Consider the following 20,659-nt stretch of genomic DNA (forward strand, 5'->3'; position numbering starts at 1 on the left):
CGCGCGCTTTCGGGAAGCAGCGTGTCTGAGCGGAACGCCGCTCGATCAGTCGCCGAACAGCTTCTGGCGCAACTCGCGGCGCTCCTGCGCCTCGAGCGACAGCGTGGCGGTCGGACGCGCGAGCAGGCGCGGAATGCCGATCGGCTCGCCGGTTTCCTCACACCAGCCGTAATCGCCGGAATCGATGCGGGCGAGCGACTGCTGAACCTTCTTGAGGAGCTTGCGTTCGCGATCGCGCGTACGCAGCTCGAGCGCGTGCTCTTCCTCGATCGTCGCGCGATCGGCGGGATCGGGCACGATCACCGTCTCGCGCAGGTTCTCGGTCGTCTGGCCTGCATTCTTGAGGATGTCCGCCTGCAACTGTTCGAGCCGATTTTTGAAGAAGGCGAGCTGATCCTCATTCATGTAATCCTTGTCGCTCATCTTCAGGATTTCGGCTTCGGTCAAGAGTTTCTTCGTCATCTGCTTGCTTCTTCAATGTGCGGCAAATCAAGAGATATTGCCTGCACTTTGGGATTACCCGCAACCGCGCTTGCAATCATTTGCGATTTGCCGCCGCGGGGCCGAAAGCCTCTGGAAAACCGGTTCTCAAATACCAGGATAGGCCTGGCGCGGAGTTGCGCGCGCTGCGAACCGGTGTGCTGCGCGGCACATCGCATCGGCCGCGGCCGGGAGGCGGATTGGCGATCCGGCGCGGTTGCGATGCCCGGAAAACTGGTTCAGCAAGAACCGGGCCTGTTTGTTGCCGTACTCCAGCGGGCACGTATTGTAACTGAATCGCAAGCGGGCGCCGTATCGGGTCGATCCCCGTCGGCTGCGCCAATATCTAGAAAATATAACGCGCAAATCGCGAAAAAGCGATGACGGCGAAACCCTGCCCGGAAAAGGCGCCCCGCGGCCGCAGCAACCGCCCGCGGGGCGGCCGTGCGGCGGGGGGCGCGACGGTTGCCCGCGCGCGTCAGGCGAGGCAGGCGTCGAGGCCGTCGGTGATCAGGTCCTGCGGCAGATCGACGCCGATGAACACCATCTTGTTCGTCTTCTTCTCGACCGGCAGCCACTTCGACGCGAGGTCGCTGCCCATCATCTGGTGCACGCCCTGGAACACGACCTTGCGGTCGACGCCCTTCATGTACAGCACGCCCTTGTAGCGCAGCATCCGCTCGCCGTAGATCTGCAGGATGCCGCCGAGGAAGTCTTCCAGCTTGTTCGGGTCGAACGGGCGGTCGTTGCGGTACACGAACGACTTGATCTTGTCGTCGTGGTGCGCGTGATGATGGTGGTGATGGCCGTGGTCGTGATCGTGCGCGCATTGACCGTGATCGTGGTCGCAATTGGCGTGATCGTGATCATGGTCGTGATGGTGATGCGCGTGATCGTCTTCGGCGAGGAAGTCGGGGTCGATCTCGAGCTTCGCGTTCAGGTTGAAGCCGCGCAGGTCGAAGATTTCCTTGATGTCCGCTTCGCCGAAATTCACGACCTTGATCACGGCCTTCGGGTTCATGTGCATCAGGCGATGCTTGAGGCCGGCCACCGTCTGGTCGTCGACCAGGTCCGACTTCGTGATGAACAGGCGATCGGCGAAACCGACCTGGCGCTGCACGACTTCGTGCTCGTCGAGCTGCGCGTTCGCATGCTTCGCGTCGACCAGCGTGATGACCGCGTCGAGCAGGAAATCGTCGGCGATCTCGCTGTCGATGAAGAAGGTTTGCGCGACCGGGCCCGGGTTCGCGAGGCCGGTGGTTTCGATCACGATGCGGTCGAAGTCGAGCTTGCCTTCGCGTTTCTTCGCGGCGAGATCGCCGAGCGTGCGCGCGAGGTCGCCGCGGATCGTGCAGCAGATGCAGCCGTTGCTCATCTGGATGATCTGCTCGTTCGAATCCTGGATGAGGATTTCGTTGTCGATGTTCTCTTCGCCGAACTCGTTCTCGATCACGGCGATCTTCATGCCGTGCTGTTCGTTCAGGATGCGCTTGAGCAGCGTCGTCTTGCCGCTGCCGAGGAAGCCGGTGAGGATGGTGACGGGAGTGGCCATGTCAATCGCCTGTGGTTCGTGAATCGGGGTCAAAACCAGGATGTGCGTCGCGCCCCGGGCTTTGCCAGCCGGGGCGCACAACCATCCATTGAAACATACCTGTCAAGCCCTCGCCCGTCGTCCGAACGACAGGCGGGAGCGCGGATCCGCCGGGCGCCAAGCCGCGGCCGGCGGACGGTTACGCGCGTAGATCGGGGCGATCAGACGATTTGCAACAGCAGGCCCTTCAGATATTCGCCTTCCGGGAAGGCCGCGAGCAGCGGGTGATCGACGCCCGCGCCGAGGCGCTTCAGGATGCGCGCATCGACCTTCGCGTCGGCGGCCGCGCCCGCGACGATCTTCTGGAACAGGTCCATGTCGATCGCGCCCGAGCACGAGTACGTGAACAGCAGGCCGCCCGGACGCAGCAGCTTGAAGCCGCTCAGGTTGATGTCCTTGTACGCGCGCGCCGCGCGATCGACGCTGTCGCGCGTCGGCGCGAACTTCGGCGGATCGAGCACGATCAGGTCGAAACGCTCGCCTTCGTCGACGAGGCGGCGCAGCGTCTTGAATGCGTCGGCGTCGAGCCAGGTCGCGCGTTCGGCATCGAAGCCGTTGGCGACCACGTTCTGCTGCGCAAGCGCGAGCGCATCGCCCGACGAGTCGATCGACACGACGCGCTTCGCGCCGCCCTTGAGCGCCGCGAGCGAGAAGCCGCCCGTGTAGCAGAAGCAGTTCAGCACGTCGCGATCGGCCGCGTACTGCGCAACCAGCGCGCGGTTGTCGCGCTGGTCGACGTAGAAGCCCGTCTTGTGGCCGTTCGGCACGTCGACGTGATAGCGCACGCCGTTTTCGTTCGAGATCAGCGTCTCGGGCGGTGCGTCGCCCGCGAGCACGCCGGTCGTCTGTTCGAGCCCTTCCTTGTCGCGGATCGACACGTCCGAGCGCTCGTACACGTTCGGGCAGTCCGTCGCGCCCACGAGCGCCTTCACGATCGCGTCCTTCCATGCCTCGACGCCCGCAGCCATGAACTGGCAGACGAGCTGGCCGCGCGGGGCGGCGCCAGCTTCGGCGGTGTCCGCGATGTAGTAGTCGACGATCAGCCCCGGCAGCCCGTCGGCTTCGCCGAACACGAGCCGCACCGCGCCCGTGCCCGACACCATCGTCGTGCGGTGTGCGACCGCGCGCTGTACGCGGCGCTTGAAGAACGCGTGGTCGATCGGCTCGTTCTCGTCGAAGCTCCACACGCGCACGCGGATCTGCGACTGCGGGCTGTATGCGCCGCGCGCGAGGAAGCGGCCGTCGTGCGCACGCACGATCACGGTCGCGCCGGGCGCGGGCTTGCCGTCGACGTGGTCGATCGCATTGGCGTAGATCCACGGATGGCGGCGCAGCAGCGATTTTTCCTTGGACGGCTTGAGGGTGACGGTTTGCATGATGAGATCGAAATGGGCCGTGCGCGACGTCGACCGTTGCCGGTCGTCGCGCGCGGCGGGTAACACGGGGCGCGCGTCAGTCGCGCTTCTTCGCGCGCGGATGCGCGCTGTCGTAAATCTTCGCGAGATGCTGGAAGTCGAGCGACGTATAGACCTGCGTCGCCGAGACGCTCGCGTGGCCGAGCAGTTCCTGTACCGCGCGCAGGTCGCCGCTCGACTGCAGCACGTGCGTCGCGAACGAGTGGCGCAGCACGTGCGGATGGACGTTGGCGGGGATGCCCGCGGTGAGCGCCGCGCGCTTCACGCGCTCGCGCACGACGCCCGGCGACATCCGGTTGCCGCGCACGGACACGAACAGCGGATGCGGATCGTGCTTCACGAATTCGCCGCGCACCGCGAGCCATGCGTTCAGCGCATCGATCGCCTTGCGGCCGACCGGCACCTTGCGCTCCTTGTTGCCCTTGCCGCGCACGGTGACTTCGGCTTCGGCGAGGTCGAGCCAGCCGGCCGAGCGGTAGCCGTCGGCCTGCGTGTACATGACGTCGAGCCCGATCAGCTCGGCGAGGCGCAGCCCCGACGAATAGAACAGCTCGAGGATCGCGTGATCGCGGATGCCTTCGGTCGTGCCGGCGAGCGGCGCGTCCATCAGCGCCGAGGCATCGTCGACCGACAGCGCCTTCGGCAAGGTCTTCGCGCGTTTCGGCGCGCGCACCGCGGCGACCGGGTTCGCGGGCATCTCGACGCGCTGCGCGAGCCAGCGGTAGAACGCGCGCCACGCGGACAGCCGGTGCGAGATCGACCGGGCGGACAGCCCGCCCGAATGTGCGCGGGCGACCGCGCCGCGCATGTCGGCGGCCGTCAGCGCTTCGAGCGGCCGGCCGTTCGCGAGCTTCTTCAGCTCGTCGAGTTCGTGCGTGTATCCGCGCAGCGTGTGTTCCGACAACTGCCTGACGTGCTTCAGGTTCGACAGGTAGGCGGCGATCGGATCGTCTGTCATCGCGTGCGGAAGGATCAGTGCGGCAGCAGGCGCGTGAGCGCGGCGCTCGCGAGCGTCGCGATCTGCGCGAGGAAGTCGGTGGCCATCCCGTCGTGGAAGCGGCGCGGGTCGGGCGAGCCGAGCACCAGCAGGCCGAACGCGGGCGCATCGTTGCCGGCGAGCGGTGCACGCAGCGCGAGCAGCGCGACCGATGCGGCCGAGCCGTCGCCGGCCGGCGGGGCGGCTTCCGCGCCTTCCACCGCATTCGCGGCGACCGCGGGCGCGAGCCACTGCGCGGCCTCGAAGCCGGTGTTCGCGCCGCAGTACGGCGTCGACAGCCCGCTCGTGAACAGGCGCACTTCCTCGCCGACCTGGCGTGCGAAGTCGGCCTGCGAGTAGGTGTCGGCGACATCCCACACGCGCAGCGCCGTCTGCGGCACGTCGAATACTTCGGCGATGCCGTCGGCGATCGTGCGCGGCAGCGCGTACGGATCGCGCTCCGCGATCACGCGCGCGGTCCAGCGGCTGAACTTCGCGGACAGGCTGTCGTTCTCGTGGCCGTAGCGCACGAGTTCGGCGAGCCGGCGCTCGAGATGCTTGTTCTTGTCGCGCAGCATCTCCATCTGCCGCTCCTGCAACGAGATCGCGGCCTTGCCGTGCGGGTTCGCGAGACGGATCGTCGCGAGCAGTTCGGCGTGCTGCGCGAAGAATTCGGGATTGGCGAGCAGGTAGTCGGCGACTTCGCGATCGTTCATGTGGCTGGAGCGTTCAGTTATCAAGGACGTTGCAGGGTCAGGCAGGCAGGTCGATCTCGCCTTCGAACACGGTCGTGGCGGGCCCGGCCATCATCAGCGCGGCGGCTTCGTCGCGCGCGCCGTCCCAGCTGATCGTCAGCGTGCCGCCGTGCGTGTGCACGGTCACCGGCGAATCGAGCAGGCCGCGCCGGATGCCGGCCGCGACCGCCGCGCACGCGCCGGTGCCGCACGCGAGCGTCTCGCCGGCCGCGCGTTCGTACACGCGCAGCTTCACTTCGCCGCGCGACACGATCTGCATGAAGCCGGCGTTCACGCGCTCCGGGAAGCGCGCGTGGTGCTCGATCAGCGGGCCTTCTTCGAGCACCGGATACGCTTCGGTGTCGTCGACGACCTGCACCGCGTGCGGGTTGCCCATCGTCACCGTCGAAATCCAGCGCGTCGCGCCGCCGACGTCGAGCGGCCACAGCGTGTCGCGGCCCTCGGTGCGGCCGTCGAGGCCTGCTGCATCGAACGGCACCCGCGCCGGCGTGAACACGGGCGCACCCATGTCGACGACGACTTCGCCGTTGTCCTGCATCGTCAGCGTGATCAGGCCCTTCATCACCTGCACGCGCACGCTGCGCTTGTCGGTCAGGCCGCGGTCGCTGACGAACTTCACGAAGCAGCGCGCGCCGTTGCCGCAGTGTTCGACCTCGCCGCCGTCGCAATTGAAGATCCGGTACTTGAAATCGACGCCGTCGACGGTCGGTTTTTCGACGAGCAGCAGCTGGTCGGCGCCGATGCCGAAGTGGCGGTTGGCGAGCGCACGCACCTGCGTTTCGGTGAGCGGCGGCAATGCGCGCGAATAGCCGTCGAGCACGACGAAGTCGTTGCCCGCGCCGTGCATCTTGGTGAACGAGAGTTTCACTGGGTCCGGATTTCCATGGCGAACAAGGCGGTCAGCGCGGCGTGCGCGACGGCTCGCCATGCCGGGCGGCCTCGTTCGTCGTGCTGATCTCAACCGCAAATGATACATGCAGCAGACAGGGGCGTCCTGCGCGGGCGGGGGCGGGCGGCCGCGAAATAGGGCGTATCTGTCGATCGGTCGACTGGTCGCGTTTGCGGCAGGCGGGCAGATTGATGTGGTGTGACGGGCCTGTCGTGGTGCGAGTACGGTTCGGCGAAAACACGGGATGGCGCGGACGCGTACTTTCGTACGGGTCAAATTGACAAGGCAATCAAGCGATTCGTATAGTGTGGCTATACGCATGGGCCATGCTGTCGGCATCGCGACTCGAATGTGGGAGATCCATGATCAAGTCGTGGCAACACAAGGGGCTGGAAGCGTTTTTCACGAACGGGAACAAGGCGGGCATTCGGCCCGACCATGCTCCAAGGTTACGGCGCCAGCTTGCACGTCTCGACGTCGCGAGCCGGCCGCTCGACATGAACGTACCGGGCTGGCGCTTTCACGGCCTTGCCCCGGGGGCTGGACGGCCATTTCGCGGTGAGCGTGAGCAGCAACTGGCGTCTGACGTTCAGTTTCGACGGCGCCGATGCCGTTCTGGTCGATTACCAGGACGACCACTGAGGTGATTCAAGCGATGACTCGCATCTTCAATCCGCCGCATCCGGGCGAAGCACTGCGTGACGACGTGCTGCCGGCGTTCGGCCTCACCGTCACCGAGGCCGCCGCGCAACTCGGCGTCACGCGTGCGGCGCTGTCGCGCATTTTGCATGGTCACGCCGGGATTTCGCCGGAAATGGCGTTGCGCATCGAGGCGTGGCTAGGAGAGGAAAACGGCGGTCGCGCGGATCTGTGGCTGGCACAGCAATCCGCTTGCGACTTGTGGCAGGCGCGCGCGAAAGGCGTGCCCAAGGTAGCGAGGGCGCAGGCACGTGCGTGACCGTGCGCCCGCGGGTATGGCTTAGTACAGGCTCGGCTCGCCAGCCGGGCGCGTCTTGAAGCGCTTGTGAACCCAATAGTATTGCTCGGGCATCAGCGGGATCTGTTCCTCGAGGAATTCGTTCATCCGCCGCGCGTCGAGATCGTCGTCGCCGGTCGGGTAGTTGGCCCACGGCTTGAAGACCTTCAGTCGGTAGCCCTTGTAGTTCGGCAGTACTTCGCCGATAAAGGGCAGAACCTGCGCGTGGCCGGTCTTGGCGAACCGGCCGACAGCCGTCAGCGTGCAAGCGGGTACGCCGAAAAAGGGCACGAACGTCGAATTGCGCAGCCCGTAGTCCATGTCGGCGCCGAGCATCACCGGCTTGCGGTCGCGCAGCCAGCGCAGCACGGTACGCGCGCTGTCGGCCCGGCTCGCCAGCTCCGCGCCGAAGCGGCTGCGGCCGGCTTTGGCGGCGGCTTCGATTTCCGGGCTCTTCATCGGCGTGTAGAGCGAGCCGCAGGTCCGGCCGAGGGCGAGATTGATCGCCATCGAGCCGGCTTCGATGCCGACGAAATGGAAGCCGAGCAAGAGGGTCGGCGGCATGTCCGGATCGTTGAGGTCAACCTCGCTCTCGACCGTAAACAGCTTGCGGTAGGCCTGTTCCGACGCGAACCACTGGTAGCTGCGCTCGACGTAGCTGCGGATCGCATGGCGGAAATGCTGCCCGGCGACTTCCTCGCGCCGCTCGTCGCTCCAATCCGGGAAGCAGAGTTTCAGATTGGTGTGTACGATGCGCTTTCGCCGGCTGGGGATCTTGTAGAGCAGCCAGCCGAGACCATCGCCGAACCGTGCGGTCAGGCCGTACGGCAACAGGGCGAGCAGTTTCAGCAAGCCAATGGCGAGGTGCGTGCCTAGACGACCTAGCATGCGAAACCTCCGTGGGACCGGCTGGCCGGCGCTTTGCGAACAGGGTGGTGAGACAGCGGAAGATGCAGCACGGGTGGCGCTCTGTGACAATTCAGGAAAGCCGCTATAATACGGGCTTCGCCGAGTTAACTGACAACTTGCGGGGCGAAGCCGGTTGGCGTTACACACGCTGCCCGGTCCTGGTAATCCGCTAAAGCGTCGCCGCTTCAGGCCCAACGAAGCTGGCTACGTGAAACCAACCGTAACCACACAGGAGCCTGAAAAAGTGGCAAACGATTATCTCTTCACGTCCGAATCCGTCTCCGAAGGCCATCCGGACAAAGTCGCGGACCAAATCTCGGACGCGATCCTCGACGCCATCCTCGAGCAGGACAAATATTCCCGCGTCGCGGCGGAAACGCTGTGCAACACGGGTCTCGTCGTTTTGGCCGGTGAAATCACCACGACGGCCAACATCGACTACATCCAGATCGCGCGCGACACGATCAAGCGCATCGGCTACGACAACACCGACTACGGCATCGACTACAAGGGTTGCGCGGTGCTCGTCGCATACGACAAGCAGTCGCCGGACATCGCCCAGGGCGTCGATCGTGCACACGACGACAACCTCGACCAGGGCGCGGGCGACCAGGGCCTGATGTTCGGTTACGCGTGCGATGAAACGCCGGAACTGATGCCGCTGCCGATCCACCTGTCGCACCGCCTCGTCGAGCGCCAGGCCAGCCTGCGCCGCGACGGCCGCCTGCAATGGCTGCGCCCGGACGCGAAGTCGCAGGTGACGATCCGCTACGTCGACGGCAAGCCGCATTCGATCGACACCGTCGTGCTGTCGACGCAGCACGCACCGGACATCGAGCTGCCCGCGCTGCGTGAAGCCGTGATCGAGGAAATCATCAAGCCGACGCTGCCGGCCGACCTGATCAAGGGCGACATCAAGTTCCTGGTGAACCCGACCGGCCGGTTCGTGATCGGCGGCCCGCAGGGCGACTGCGGCCTGACCGGCCGCAAGATCATCGTCGATACCTACGGCGGTGCCGCACCGCACGGCGGCGGCGCGTTCTCGGGCAAGGATCCGTCGAAGGTCGACCGTTCGGCTGCGTACGCAGGCCGCTACGTCGCGAAGAACATCGTCGCCGCCGGCCTCGCGTCGCGCGCGCTGATCCAGGTGTCGTACGCGATCGGCGTCGCCGAGCCGACCTCGGTGATGGTCAACACGTTCGGCACGGGCCGCGTGTCGGATGCGGTGATCACGAAGCTCGTGCGCGAGCATTTCGACCTGCGTCCGAAGGGCATCATCAAGATGCTCGACCTGCTGCGCCCGATCTACGAGAAGACCGCTGCTTACGGCCACTTCGGCCGCGAAGAGCCGGAATTCTCGTGGGAAGCGACCGACAAGGCGCTCGCCCTGGCCGAAGCGGCCGGCGTCGAGCCGACGGCACGCGTCGCGTAAGCGTCGTTCGCCTCAAATGAAAAACCCCGGCAAAGCCGGGGTTTTTTTATGGGTTCCGATCGCCGGGGCAATCGGACAATCGGGCAACGGCGCGACGGCGATCGTCGCGCGCGGCGCCTGCCGGCGTGCGTTCAGCGCGCGCCGAACCCGAACCAGCCGTTGCTGGCCGCGAGGCGGCGCGGGCGGTTGACGCGACGCTGCGGGCCGAGCGCGCGGCGCAGCGCGAGCGCGCGCAGCGACGACGGCTTCTGCAGCAGCGAGCGCAGGCCGGCGCGGCGCGAGAATGCCTGCGCGCTCATCATCGAGAAAAATGCGTGGAACCACGCACGGATACCGTCCAGCCGACTGTGTGCGGGCGTACGCTCGGCCAGCGCCTGCGTGCGTGCGCGGTGATGGCGCAGCGAGCGGGCAGGAGCGGGCGGCACAACGCGCTTCGCAGCGCGGCTGAGACGGGAAGTCAGACGGAATGGCATGTGAACGATGCTTCGCTTGTATGGATGGCGCCCTTGAGAGCGCACTGGTATGAACGGCCTCGGATGGCGCAACGGATCTTACCGAAACTCGCTGCGCGCCGCGCCCGCCAGAATTGACAGGCCGCGACAGGCTACAGGGGATTCATGACGGGCAAAAGTCGCGATAAACCCTTGTGCCACAAGGCGTGTGCCGCATACCGCCTGTCGGTGAGGCCAACGCCGCGCCGCACAGTTCCCTTGAGCCGGATCAAATCCTCGATTGGCATGCCCCTGCGCACGACAATGGTGCTGTTCGCGGCATCCGGCGCCGATTTACAATCGTCACATTCACACAATAAACGTCTGGCATCCCATGTCGTCTCCATTGCAGTCGGAATCGATCCGCGCGCAAGTCGCGGAATTGCGTGAGCGCGGCTTCGTCGTCGCGCGTGGCCTCGTCGGCGAGGAACAATGCGCGGCGCTCAGGCAGATCGCGGAGCGCCAGTTGCGGGAGGCGGCCGAACCGATCGAATTCGAGGCGGACCTGCGCTACCCGGGCGCGCCCGAGTCCAAGCATGCGCCGGGCGGGCATACGGTGCGGCGGCTGCTCGATGCGTACTCGCGCGATCCGGCCTTCGCCGAGCGTGCGATCGCACCGGAAATCGGTGCGTGGATGCGCGAGTATTTCGGTGAAGAACCCGTGCTGTCGCGTGCCCATCACAACTGCATGATGACGAAGCACCCGGCCTACGGCAGCCTGACCGGCTGGCATCGCGATTTCCGCTACTGGTCGTTCGCGCGCCCGGACATGGTGTCGGTGTGGCTCGCGCTCGGGCCGGAAACGAACGAGAACGGCGCACTGTGGCTCGTGCCGGGGTCGCATACGGCCGAATTCGGGGCTGAAGCGTTCGACGATGCGAAGTTCTTCCGCAGCGACCTGCCGGAGAACCGGAAGATGATCGACGCGGCCACGTGCCCGTCGCTGCAGACGGGCGACGTCGTGTTCTTCCATAGCAACACGCTGCATTCGGCCGGGCAGAACCGTTCCGACCAGGTGAAGTTCTCGCTCGTGTACACGTACCACGGCGCGAGCAACCGGCCGGTACCCGGCACGCGCTCGGCGTCGAAACCGGAAGTGCAGTTCTAGGCGCGGAGCGGGCGGCCGGCAAGGCCGCGGCAATCACGCGATGCGGTGCATCGCGGGCGAATGGAACAACGGGCGGCCTGGCCGCCCGTTTCGTTTTGCGCGGCCCGTTCACGGGTCGCGCGGCTGCGCGCTCAGCGCTTGCTGCCCGGCATCGCGAGGCCGATCAGGCCGATGAACGATGCGACGGCGCCGCCCACGATCAGCAGGATCGTCTTCGTCGCGGGCGAACCGGTGAAGAAGCGCGATACGTTGTCGTTGATCGAATGAAACGACTGGCCGCCGAAATACAGCAGCACGACGCCGCCGACGAGCAGTGCAACCGAGATGACTCGGGACATACCAACCTCGCTGAAACGATGATTCGGGACGCCGCAGTGTAGGCGACGACCGCGACTGCGTCCATCGCCGTGCCCGCCGTGCGCGCGCGGGCCGCTTTCGCTACCATAGTCGTCGTATGACTCCTTCGCCGCCGCGCAATGTGTGCAACCGGCGCGCGTCCCTTCCCACGAAGTCCTGACGGAACAGACTCATGGCCTACGAAGCAGCTTCCGAACGTTATGCCGACATGCAATACCGCACCTGCGGCAAGTCCGGGCTCAAACTGCCCGCGCTGTCGCTCGGCCTGTGGCACAACTTCGGCGACTCGACGCCGATCTCGACGCAGCGCGAGATCCTGCGCACCGCGTTCGACCTCGGCATCAACCACTTCGATCTCGCGAACAACTACGGGCCGCCGTACGGCAGCGCCGAAACCAACTTCGGCCGGCTGCTGAAGGAGGATTTCCGGCCGTATCGCGACGAGCTGCTGATCTCGACGAAGGCCGGCTGGGACATGTGGCCGGGGCCCTACGGCAGCGGCGGCGGGTCGCGCAAGTACGTGCTCGCGAGCCTCGACCAGAGCCTGCAGCGGATGGGGCTCGACTACGTCGACATCTTCTATTCGCACCGCTTCGACGCGCACACGCCGCTCGAGGAAACGGCGGGCGCGCTCGCGTCCGCCGTGCAGCAAGGCAAGGCGCTCTATATCGGCATTTCGTCGTATTCGGCGGCGAAGACGCGCGAGATGGCCGAGCTGCTTGCGCAGTACAAGGTGCCGCTGCTGATCCACCAGCCGTCGTACAACCTGCTGAACCGCTGGGTCGAAACCGAACTGCTCGGCACGCTCGACGAGATCGGCACGGGCAGCATTGCGTTCACGCCGCTCGCGCAGGGGCTGCTCACGTCGAAGTACCTGAACGGCGTGCCGGCCGATGCGCGCGTGAACAAGCCGGGCGGCGGTTCGCTGAAGCAGGATCACCTGAGCGCGGACAATCTCGACCATGTGCGCAAGCTCAACGCGATCGCCGAACGGCGCGGGCAGAGCCTCGCGCAGATGGCGCTCGCATGGGTGCTGCGCAACGGTCGCGTGACGTCCGCGCTGATCGGCGCAAGCCGTGCGGAGCAGGTGCGTGAGAACGTCGGTGCGCTGAAGAACCTCGAGTTCTCGGCGGAAGAACTCGCGGAGATCGATCGTCACGCGACCGAAGGCGGCATCAATCTGTGGGAAAAGCCGTCCACCGATCAGGCGATCTGACCGGCAGTCGATACGGCATGCGAAACATCGGGTGCCGTATCAATGGCTGGCGCGCAGCACATCGCATCGCTGCCATGCAGCGATGCGCGTCGCGCACGGGTTGCGGCGCTAGATCAGCGCAGGCAGGCCTTCGACGAGCAATACCGCGACGCCGACGCCGAGGATGACGCCCAGCACGCGCAGCAGGTTGTGGCGGAATTCGGTTGCGCACGGCACCGCGCCGAGAAATAGCGCTCCGGCCAGCGCCATCGGAATCAACAGGATGAAGTCGCCGATCGTGAAGTAGGTCGTCATGCGTGTCTCCAAGGTCGACCGGAGTAGGCGCCTGGGCGCTCGCTCCGGCCCCATGCCGGGTGTTTCTAGTATTGGTCCGACCCGATTGCGAGCAGGCCGGTCAATTCGAGTATAGGCAACCGGCAACGCTTTTCGCTATCCGAACCATTAAAAAATCAGCGGAAAGCCCGGGGAATCGCGCATTTTTCCCGCAAGTTCGACGAACGCCTTGCACGCATCTTTCCTGGGCCTTTCGATTTTTGCGGATTCGTCGTATGTGTCCGGTGCGTGCCGCCGCACCCGCGGGCGCGGCGGCACGCCCGCTCATGCGCGGTCGGGTTGTACGCGAGCGGCCGGCGCGCGGAACACGAGCGCGAGCCCCGCGATGATCGCGCCCATGCCGGCGAGCGCGAGCGGCTCGGGCCGGTTGCCGAGCCACACGGCATCCATCAGCGTGGTGACGACGGGCACGAGATAGAACAGGCTCGTCACGTTGACGAGATCGCCGCGCTGCATCAACCGGTAGAACAGCAGTTGCGCGATCACCGAAATCACGATGCCGAGCCACAGCAGCGGGATCACGAATGCCCAGCTCATGTCGAACGACATCGGCCGGAACGGCACGATCGCCACGCACAGCGCGAGGCCGATCGCATTCTGCAGCGGCAATACGTCGGCGGGCGCCGCACGTACGCGCTTTTGCAGCAGCGAGCCGGCCGTCAGCGCGATGAGCGCGGTGAGCGCGCATGCGATGCCCGCGAGCGACAGGCCGCCGTCACCAGTGCCGCGGAACACGACGAGCGCGAGGCCGGCCAGCGACAGCGCGAGCCCCGCGATGCGCACGGGCTGCCAGCGCCGCTCGACGATCGCGAGCGTGAGGATCGGCTGCACGCCGAGGATCGTCGCGAGCACGCCCGGTGCGATCCCGCGTTCGAGCGCGAGCAGGTAGAAGATCGAATAGCCGCCCATCATCAGCAAGCCGGTCAGCGCGGCCATGCGCCGCTCGCCGCGCGGCGGCAGCCAGCGTTTGCGCAGGAAGGCCAGCCCGAGCAGCACGAGCGATGCCAGCGCGAAACGTGCGGTGAGAAAGACGAACGCGGATGCGTGACGCAGCCCGAGTTCAGCGAAGATCGCGCCGCTGCTCCACAGCAGCACGAAGAGCGACGTCGCGCCATGCGCGGCGAGCGCGCGTTTGAACGAAACCATGTGAATCCACCTGTCGAACGGATCGGAATGTTCCATCCGCGCGCGCAGCAACACGCCGTGCGTCACGACGCACGAATGCAGGCCTGCGGGCGAATGGAAGACGAAACGAAAAGCCGGCTGGTCAGCCGGCGCGTGCCGCCGGAGGGGGCGGCGCGGCGCCAACGAGCGGCGGTGCGACAGGAGGAGGAAGAACCGACGGATGCGCGCACGCCTGCGGCCGCGAGTCGAACTGCGGCCGGGATTTTGCAAGGGCGGACGTGAGCGGATGCATCGTATCGGAATGCGCTAGAACGCGAATGAGCATCAAAGGTAACGCAATGCCGGCATCGGGCGCAACACCTGTCGGTGGCATCGCGTGATGAAGGGCGGAGGGCGGTGCGTGCGCAACGATCGCTGCGCTGGCCGCGTTCAAGGCAGAGGGAAGGCGATGACGGCGTGGCGCGGTTCGGCAACCGCAGTCGCCAGTCGAACGAAATTGCCTGGCGAACCCGCATCGGGCTCACGATGCGCGCGGAGCGTCCGTCACGTGCGCGCCGCGGTGATGCCGGGGATTCGGCGGGCAGTCACATTCGACAGGGTATGATGGGGGGAACCGGGCAGGCAAGCGCCTGCCCGGCGCAGTGGTTGATTGGAGACATTCGACGAATTCGCGGCACTTCGCCTGCTTCTTCTTCTTTTCGTGCTTCGATAAACCGTGAACAATGGGATTACGCGCAACGCTCCGTCGAGAGCGCGCGGATCGTGCATTTGCCGGCCCCCAGCGGGCCGGGTTTCAAGATTCAAGAGTGGGGAACCATCATGCATGTCGGGTCGATTGTCTGCACTACCCATATCGCGGTGCCGAAGGGCGCGCGCGGCATCGTCCAGCGCGTCCTGGGCGACATGGCCATGGTGACCTGGTACGCGGGCGTACCGGGCGAGTCGAAGGAACTCAACACCGAGCCGTTCTTTCTCGAGGACCTGATCGACACCGGCGAATCCGTGCTGCCGGCCGGCGCGGCGCTTCACTAAGCGCGCACGCCGCACCAGGCGCTCGTGTTTCGGTCCGGCTGACGGCACAATGCGGGGCATGAAAGACGTCACTTCCGCTCCCGCTTCTCCCGCCGGCCCGCCGTTTGCCGGACTCACGCCCGAGTGCGTGCTCGACGCGCTCGACAGCGTGCTGATACCGGCCGGCCTGCGTACCGACGGGCGCCTGCTCGCGCTCAACAGCTACGAAAACCGCGTCTATCAGGTCGGCATCGAAGACGGCCCGCCGGTCGTCGCGAAGTTCTACCGTCCGGCACGCTGGTCGGACGAAGCGATCCTCGAAGAGCACGCGTTCGTCGCCGAACTCGCCGCGCGCGAGATTCCGGCGGTGCCCGCGCGCACCTTCGACGACCGCACGCTGCACGCGTTCGACGGTTTCCGTTTCTCGGTCTTCGAGCGGCGCGGCGGCCGCGCGCCCGATCTCGATCGCAGCGACACGCTCGAATGGCTGGGCCGCTTCATCGGCCGGATCCATGCGGTCGGTGCGACGCAGCCGTACGTCGCGCGCCCCGTGCTCGACATCAATACGTTCGGCTACGAGCCGCGCGACTACCTGCTCGCGCACGATTTCATTCCGGACGATGTGCGGCCCGCATATGCGACGGCCGTGACGCTCGCGCTCGAAGGCGTCGAGGCCGCGTTCGAGCGGGCGGGCGAGATCCGCCTGCTGCGCACGCACGGCGACTGTCATCCGAGCAACGTGCTGTGGACCGACGCCGGCCCGCACTTCGTCGACTTCGACGACAGCCGGATGGCGCCTGCGATCCAGGATCTGTGGCTGCTGCTGCCGGGCGATCGCGAAGGTGCGTCGCGTGCGCTGGCGGACCTGCTGGCCGGCTACGAGGATTTCTGCGAATTCGAGCCGCGCGAGCTGCATCTCGTCGAAGCGCTGCGCACGCTGCGACTGATCCACTACGCGGCATGGCTCGCACGGCGCTGGGACGATCCCGCATTCCCGGCCGCGTTCCCGTGGTTCAACACGCATCGTTACTGGGAAGCGCGCGTGCTCGAGTTGCGCGAGCAGATCGGCGCGATGCAGGAAGGGCCGCTCTGGCCCGTGTGACGGCGCGCGCGGCACTCGCGCCGCGCGGCATGCTGGTGCGGGCCGCGGCGCGATGCGCGCGGCCCGTTTCCCGTTCGGGTCAGAACTTCAGCATCAGCTTGATCAGCGCGGCGAAGCGCTTGCCGTACGGCGGCGCGAGCAGGTTGCGCGCGTTCAGGCGTGGCTGCGTGAGCACCGGTTTCATCTTCGAGAACGTCACGAAGCCGTCGTAGCCGTGATACGCGCCCATGCCGCTCGCCCCGACACCGCCGAACGGCAAACTGCCGCACGCGATGTGCATCAGCGTTTCGTTGATCGACACGCCGCCCGAGATCGTTTCGCGCATCACGCGATCGATCGTGCCGCCGTCCTCGTCGAACAGGTAGAGCGCGAGCGGACGCGGGCGCGCATTCACGTACGCGATCGCTTCGTCGAGCCGTTCGTACGGCACGAGCGGTAGCAGCGGCCCGAAGATTTCCTCCTGCATCAGCTGTGACGCGGCCGGCACCTGCGTGACCGCGCACGGCACGAAGCGGCGCGACGCGGAGTCCGATTGCGCGTCGGACAGCGGATGCAACTGCGCGCCGGCCGCCTGCGCGTCGCTCGCGAGTTGCTGCAACCGCGCATAGTGGCGCGGCGACACGATGGTCGTATAGTCGCCGTTGGCCGACAGGTCGGGATACATCTTCGCGAACCGTGCCCGCGCGCGCTCGATGAACGCCGCTTCCATCCCGCGCGGCAGCAGCACGTAGTCGGGCGCGATGCAGGTCTGGCCCGCGTTCAGCGTCTTGCCTGCGACGATCGCGTCGACGGCCGCATCGAAGCGCGCATTCGGGCCGACGATCGCCGGCGACTTGCCGCCGAGTTCGAGCGTGACGGGCGTGAGGTTGTCGGCGGCTGCGCGCATCACGTGGCGGCCGACGTGCGTCGAGCCGGTGAACAGCAGGTGATCGAACGGCAGCCCGCTGAACGCGGCGCCGACTTCCGCGTCGCCGTTCACGACCGCGACGTGGTCGCGCGTGAAGGTCTTGGCAATGAGCTGCTCGAACAGCGCCGACGTGCGCGGCGTCAGTTCGGACATCTTGATGATCGCGCGGTTGCCGGCCGCGAGCGCGCAGATCAGCGGGCCGGCCGCGAGCAGCACCGGGTAGTTCCACGGCACGACGATGCCGACCACGCCGAGCGGCTGCGGAATCACCTTCGCGCGCGCCGGTCGCAGCCACTTGTTCATCGGCTTGCGGATCGGTTTCATCCAGCGCTTGCCGTGCTTGAGCGCGTCGTCGATCTCTTCCTTCGCCATCCAGATTTCCGACAGCAGCACTTCCTGCTTCGCGCGATGACCGAAGTCGGCACTGATCGCTTCGGCGAGCGCATCCGCATGGTCGATCAGCATCGTGCGCAGCGCGCGCAGGTGCTGCACGCGCGTTTCCCATGCCGGGTACGGCGCACGCAGGTAGGCCGCGCGCTGGTCGCGCAGCAGCGACGTCAGCGCATCCACCGACGGCAATGCTTGCGGGGCCAGTTCGGGCAGGTCGTTCTTCATGTCGTCTCCTCCAGTTGGGCCTGGCTGGTCGGCCGGCCGTCACGCCGCACGCGCACGCTCGGCGAGCGCGGCGACGCGGATCGGGGTGGTACGTGTCGCGCGGCGCGGGGCCGGATGCGACGTGTGCTCGAAAACCGGTTGAAGCGTGTAGCGGGCGTCGCATCCACGCGACGGTGTGTGCAGCCGAAAACCGTGCCGGCGCGCATGTGCAGGTAGCGCGATGCGACTGTTGCCGGGCACGCGACACTGCGGCGTGGCTGCCCGCCGGTGCACCGAAGCGGGGCAGCGCGACCGGTCAGTCAAATCGTGCCGCAGCGCATCGTGCCGTTGCGGCGACAAGCCGTCCAAACGGTCGGCGACGACACGTGCCGTTCGATTTCGATCGACTGCGCGCATGACGCCGAGCATCCCCGCGCGGGCAGCCGTTTGAAATGAAATGCGGGCTGCGCGCATCGCATCCGGACAACCCGGTCGGCACGCGGCCTGCAGAACCTGGCGCTGCATCGTCGTCACTCCCGTTTCGCGACGGATCGGCTTCTCGTGGCCGGCGCATCGCGCAAAGCGAATCGATACATCTTAAATTTAGTTCACGCGGGCGTTTAGAGGAATCGCTCTTGAATCCGCGCGCCGCGCGCGTGACGGCCATTCCTACAATGCCCGAATTACAAGAGGGGACGCGGTCGCGCGGCGGTGCCGGGCGCCTTCCATGACACGACGGAGACGTGACATGCAATACGACTACATCATCGTCGGCGGCGGTTCGGGCGGGTCGAGCCTGGCAGGCCGTCTCGCCGATGCCTGCCCCGATGCGACGATCGCGCTGATCGAGGCCGGCTCGCATACGGAGCGCAACCTGCTCGTCAACATGCCGGTCGGCATCGCGGCGCTGGTGCCGTTCAAGCTCGGCACGAACTACGGCTACGAGACGGTGCCGCAGCCGGGCCTCGGCGGGCGGCGCGGCTACCAGCCGCGCGGGCGCGGGATGGGCGGCTCGAGCGCGATCAACGCGATGATCTACACGCGCGGCCACCCGGGCGACTACGACGAATGGGCGCAACTCGGCGCGACGGGCTGGGGCTGGCAGGACGTGCTGCCTTACTTCCGTCGCGCGGAAGGCAACGCGCGTGGCGCCGATGCGTGGCACGGCGCGGACGGCCCGCTGTCGGTGTCGGATCTGCGCTTTCGCAATCCGTTCTCCGAACGATTCATCCAGGCCGCGCATGCGGCCGGCTATCCGCTGAACGACGACTTCAACGGCGCGACGCAGGAAGGTGTCGGCTTCTACCAGGTCACGCACCGCGACGGCTCGCGCTGCAGCGTCGCCCGCGCGTATATCTACGGCCGCAACCGGCCGAACCTGCACGTGATCACCGATGCGACGGTGCTGCGCGTCACATTCGACGGCAAGCGCGCGGCTGGCGTCGCGGTATCGCGCAACGGACGCGTCGAGACGCTCGATGCGCGCGCGGAAGTGATCCTGTCGGCCGGCGCGTTCAATTCGCCGCAACTGCTGATGTGTTCGGGGATCGGCCCGGCGGAGCAGCTGCGCCGGCACGGGATCGCGGTCGTGCAGGATGCGCCGGACGTCGGCACGAACCTGATCGACCATATCGATTTCATCATCAATACGCGCGTGAATTCATCGGAGCTGGTCGGCGTGTGCCTGCGCGGGATCGCGAAGATGACGCCCGCGCTCGCACGCTATTTCTCGAGCCGCACCGGGATGATGACGAGCAACGTCGCGGAGGCCGGTGGCTTCATCAAGAGCGATCCGTCGCTCGAGCGTCCCGACCTGCAACTGCATTTCTGCACGGCGCTCGTGGACGATCACAACCGCAAGATGCACTGGGGTTTCGGCTATTCGCTGCACGTGTGCGCGCTGCGGCCGTTCAGCCGCGGCACGGTGGCGCTCGCGAGCGGCGATGCGCGCGACGCACCGTTGATCGATCCGCGCTTCTTCAGCGATTCGCGCGATCTCGACCTGCTCGTGCGCGGCACGCAGGCGATGCGCAGGATCCTGTCGCAGGCGCCGCTCGCGTCGCAGGGTGGGCGCGAGCTGTACACGCGGGCCGACCAGAGCGAAGCGGAGCTGCGCAAGACGATCGTCGAGCATGCCGACACGATCTACCACCCGGTCGGCACCTGCCGGATGGGTTCGGATGCGCGTGCGGTCGTCGATCCGCATCTGCGCGTGCGCGGCGTCGAAGGGTTGCGCGTGGTGGATGCGTCGGTGATGCCGACGCTGGTCGGCGGGAACACGAATGCGCCGTCGGTGATGATCGGCGAACGCGCGGCGGACTTCATCGTCGACACGCGCAAGGGCGTGGCGCCGCGCGGCGAGGCAGCCGCGGCGGTGCACGGCCGCTGAGCGGCGCGCGCACGGCAGCGGCCATGCTCAGGCAAACGTATCGACGAGGCCGGCGCGGCTTACGCTCGCGGCGGCCGGTGCGGATTGCGCAGCGCCGATCGGTGCCTCGCCGGCTGACGATCCGCCGCTCCCGCGCCGCGACGACTGGCCGCCGGCGAAGGTTTGTTGCTGGTTCTGCTGCTGCGAAGCGAAGCCGCCGTCGCTGACGGTCGCGCTGCCGAGCCCGAGCCCGCCCGCTTCCATCGCCTCGCGCAGCTTCGGCAGCGCGGCTTCGACCGCTTCGCGCACCTGCGCGTGCTGCGACACGAACAGCGCGTGCGCGTTGTTGTCCGCGACGCGCAGCACGACCTGCAGCGGCCCGAGGTCGGCCGGATTGAGCGTCAGTTCGGCGCTCTGCTGGTGCGCATTCGACAGGAACACGACCTTCTGGCTCAGCGCGTCCGTCCAGTCCGGCGTGCTGATGTGCGGCGCGAGCACGTGCGCGTTCGCGGCGGCGATCGCCCCCGCGGCCGGCGACAACTGCAGGTTCGCCTGGGCCGCGGCCGCAGCCGTGGCGCCGGCCGCGAGCGTCGCGCTGGCGGCCGGGTCCGTCGCGTCGCCGGC

The 20,659-nt window shown here is 66.8% G+C and carries 20 protein-coding genes and 1 pseudogene; 8 read left to right on the top strand and 13 right to left on the bottom strand.

Translation table 11 applies throughout. The features are described 5' to 3' along the window. Positions 1–45 precede the first annotated feature (45 nt). The 6 genes from dksA to dapF all read right to left on the bottom strand — a co-directional run bounded on the left by dksA (position 46) and on the right by dapF (position 6,085). On the bottom strand, positions 46–462 hold the full coding sequence (gene dksA / locus BDI24065_RS36360) for an RNA polymerase-binding protein DksA (protein ID WP_006477498.1): 417 nt from the start codon (positions 460–462) through the stop codon (positions 46–48). Between the two features lie 496 nt (positions 463–958). Further along, on the bottom strand, positions 959–2,032 hold the full coding sequence (locus BDI24065_RS36365; protein WP_175035227.1) for a CobW family GTP-binding protein: 1,074 nt from the start codon (positions 2,030–2,032) through the stop codon (positions 959–961). Between the two features lie 200 nt (positions 2,033–2,232). After that, positions 2,233–3,447 (bottom strand): class I SAM-dependent rRNA methyltransferase, encoded by a 1,215-nt coding sequence (locus tag BDI24065_RS36370; RefSeq protein ID WP_175035228.1) that lies wholly within the window; start codon positions 3,445–3,447, stop codon positions 2,233–2,235. Between the two features lie 76 nt (positions 3,448–3,523). After that, positions 3,524–4,444, bottom strand: a complete 921-nt coding sequence (gene xerC / locus BDI24065_RS36375; protein WP_175035229.1) for a tyrosine recombinase XerC — start codon at positions 4,442–4,444, stop codon at positions 3,524–3,526. 14 nt (positions 4,445–4,458) lie between these two features. Further along, on the bottom strand, positions 4,459–5,178 hold the full coding sequence (locus tag BDI24065_RS36380; protein WP_175035230.1) for a DUF484 family protein: 720 nt from the start codon (positions 5,176–5,178) through the stop codon (positions 4,459–4,461). A 37-nt stretch (positions 5,179–5,215) separates the two neighbouring features. After that, the gene (gene dapF, locus BDI24065_RS36385) at positions 5,216–6,085 is read right to left on the bottom strand and encodes a diaminopimelate epimerase (RefSeq protein WP_175035231.1); all 870 of its coding nucleotides are present in this window, start codon (positions 6,083–6,085) and stop codon (positions 5,216–5,218) included. A gap of 383 nt (positions 6,086–6,468) precedes the next feature. Between dapF and BDI24065_RS36390 the strand changes: the two are divergent. Then, a pseudogene (locus BDI24065_RS36390) lies at positions 6,469–6,748 on the top strand (type II toxin-antitoxin system RelE/ParE family toxin). Positions 6,749–6,761: 13 nt separating this feature from the next. Next, positions 6,762–7,064 (top strand): HigA family addiction module antitoxin, encoded by a 303-nt coding sequence (locus BDI24065_RS36395; protein WP_175035241.1) that lies wholly within the window; start codon positions 6,762–6,764, stop codon positions 7,062–7,064. A gap of 21 nt (positions 7,065–7,085) precedes the next feature. Here the strand turns inward: BDI24065_RS36395 and BDI24065_RS36400 are convergent, their stop codons facing one another. Next, on the bottom strand, positions 7,086–7,970 hold the full coding sequence (locus BDI24065_RS36400; RefSeq protein WP_175035232.1) for a lipid A biosynthesis lauroyl acyltransferase: 885 nt from the start codon (positions 7,968–7,970) through the stop codon (positions 7,086–7,088). Between the two features lie 265 nt (positions 7,971–8,235). Here BDI24065_RS36400 and metK point away from each other — a divergent pair, with 265 nt between their 5' ends. After that, the gene (gene metK, locus BDI24065_RS36405; protein ID WP_122946502.1) at positions 8,236–9,423 is read left to right on the top strand and encodes a methionine adenosyltransferase; all 1,188 of its coding nucleotides are present in this window, start codon (positions 8,236–8,238) and stop codon (positions 9,421–9,423) included. A gap of 131 nt (positions 9,424–9,554) precedes the next feature. On the opposite strand, the gene BDI24065_RS36410 is transcribed toward metK, so the two are convergent. Further along, positions 9,555–9,896, bottom strand: coding sequence for a hypothetical protein (locus tag BDI24065_RS36410; protein WP_011353530.1), 342 nt, complete (start codon positions 9,894–9,896; stop codon positions 9,555–9,557). Positions 9,897–10,248: 352 nt separating this feature from the next. Here BDI24065_RS36410 and BDI24065_RS36415 point away from each other — a divergent pair, with 352 nt between their 5' ends. Continuing rightward, positions 10,249–11,022 (top strand): phytanoyl-CoA dioxygenase family protein, encoded by a 774-nt coding sequence (locus tag BDI24065_RS36415; protein ID WP_175035233.1) that lies wholly within the window; start codon positions 10,249–10,251, stop codon positions 11,020–11,022. Between the two features lie 131 nt (positions 11,023–11,153). Here BDI24065_RS36415 and BDI24065_RS36420 read toward each other — a convergent pair whose 3' ends face one another. Further along, a complete protein-coding gene (locus tag BDI24065_RS36420; RefSeq protein WP_174933828.1) occupies positions 11,154–11,360 on the bottom strand; it encodes a DUF3185 family protein in 207 nt (68 codons plus the stop codon). A gap of 191 nt (positions 11,361–11,551) precedes the next feature. Between BDI24065_RS36420 and mgrA the strand changes: the two genes are divergently transcribed. Next, on the top strand, positions 11,552–12,595 hold the full coding sequence (gene mgrA / locus BDI24065_RS36425; protein ID WP_174937456.1) for an L-glyceraldehyde 3-phosphate reductase: 1,044 nt from the start codon (positions 11,552–11,554) through the stop codon (positions 12,593–12,595). A gap of 108 nt (positions 12,596–12,703) precedes the next feature. On the opposite strand, the gene BDI24065_RS36430 is transcribed toward mgrA, so the two are convergent. Together BDI24065_RS36430 and BDI24065_RS36435 are read right to left on the bottom strand one after the other, a co-directional pair. Next, positions 12,704–12,889: a hypothetical protein gene (locus BDI24065_RS36430; protein ID WP_011353526.1), complete on the bottom strand. Its 186-nt coding sequence runs from the start codon at positions 12,887–12,889 to the stop codon at positions 12,704–12,706. Between the two features lie 303 nt (positions 12,890–13,192). Next, complete coding sequence (locus BDI24065_RS36435) at positions 13,193–14,074, bottom strand: DMT family transporter (RefSeq protein WP_175035234.1); 882 nt, start codon at positions 14,072–14,074, stop codon at positions 13,193–13,195. A gap of 798 nt (positions 14,075–14,872) precedes the next feature. On the opposite strand from BDI24065_RS36435, the gene BDI24065_RS36440 reads away from it, so the two are divergent. Together BDI24065_RS36440 and BDI24065_RS36445 are read left to right on the top strand one after the other, a co-directional pair. After that, positions 14,873–15,085, top strand: coding sequence for a hypothetical protein (locus BDI24065_RS36440; RefSeq protein WP_011353523.1), 213 nt, complete (start codon positions 14,873–14,875; stop codon positions 15,083–15,085). Between the two features lie 58 nt (positions 15,086–15,143). Further along, a complete protein-coding gene (locus tag BDI24065_RS36445) occupies positions 15,144–16,166 on the top strand; it encodes a serine/threonine protein kinase (RefSeq protein WP_438820045.1) in 1,023 nt (340 codons plus the stop codon). 79 nt (positions 16,167–16,245) lie between these two features. On the opposite strand, the gene BDI24065_RS36450 is transcribed toward BDI24065_RS36445, so the two are convergent. Next, positions 16,246–17,688, bottom strand: coding sequence for a coniferyl aldehyde dehydrogenase (locus BDI24065_RS36450; RefSeq protein WP_175035236.1), 1,443 nt, complete (start codon positions 17,686–17,688; stop codon positions 16,246–16,248). Positions 17,689–18,415: 727 nt separating this feature from the next. On the opposite strand from BDI24065_RS36450, the gene BDI24065_RS36455 reads away from it, so the two are divergent. Beyond that, positions 18,416–20,056, top strand: a complete 1,641-nt coding sequence (locus tag BDI24065_RS36455) for a GMC family oxidoreductase (RefSeq protein ID WP_175035237.1) — start codon at positions 18,416–18,418, stop codon at positions 20,054–20,056. Between the two features lie 27 nt (positions 20,057–20,083). On the opposite strand, the gene BDI24065_RS36460 is transcribed toward BDI24065_RS36455, so the two are convergent. Then, positions 20,084–20,659: flagellar hook-length control protein FliK (locus BDI24065_RS36460; protein ID WP_175035238.1), on the bottom strand; the 576-nt coding region annotated here is incomplete at its 5' end.

The organism is Burkholderia lata, assembly GCF_902499025.1.
Classification (GTDB): domain Bacteria; phylum Pseudomonadota; class Gammaproteobacteria; order Burkholderiales; family Burkholderiaceae; genus Burkholderia; species Burkholderia lata_C.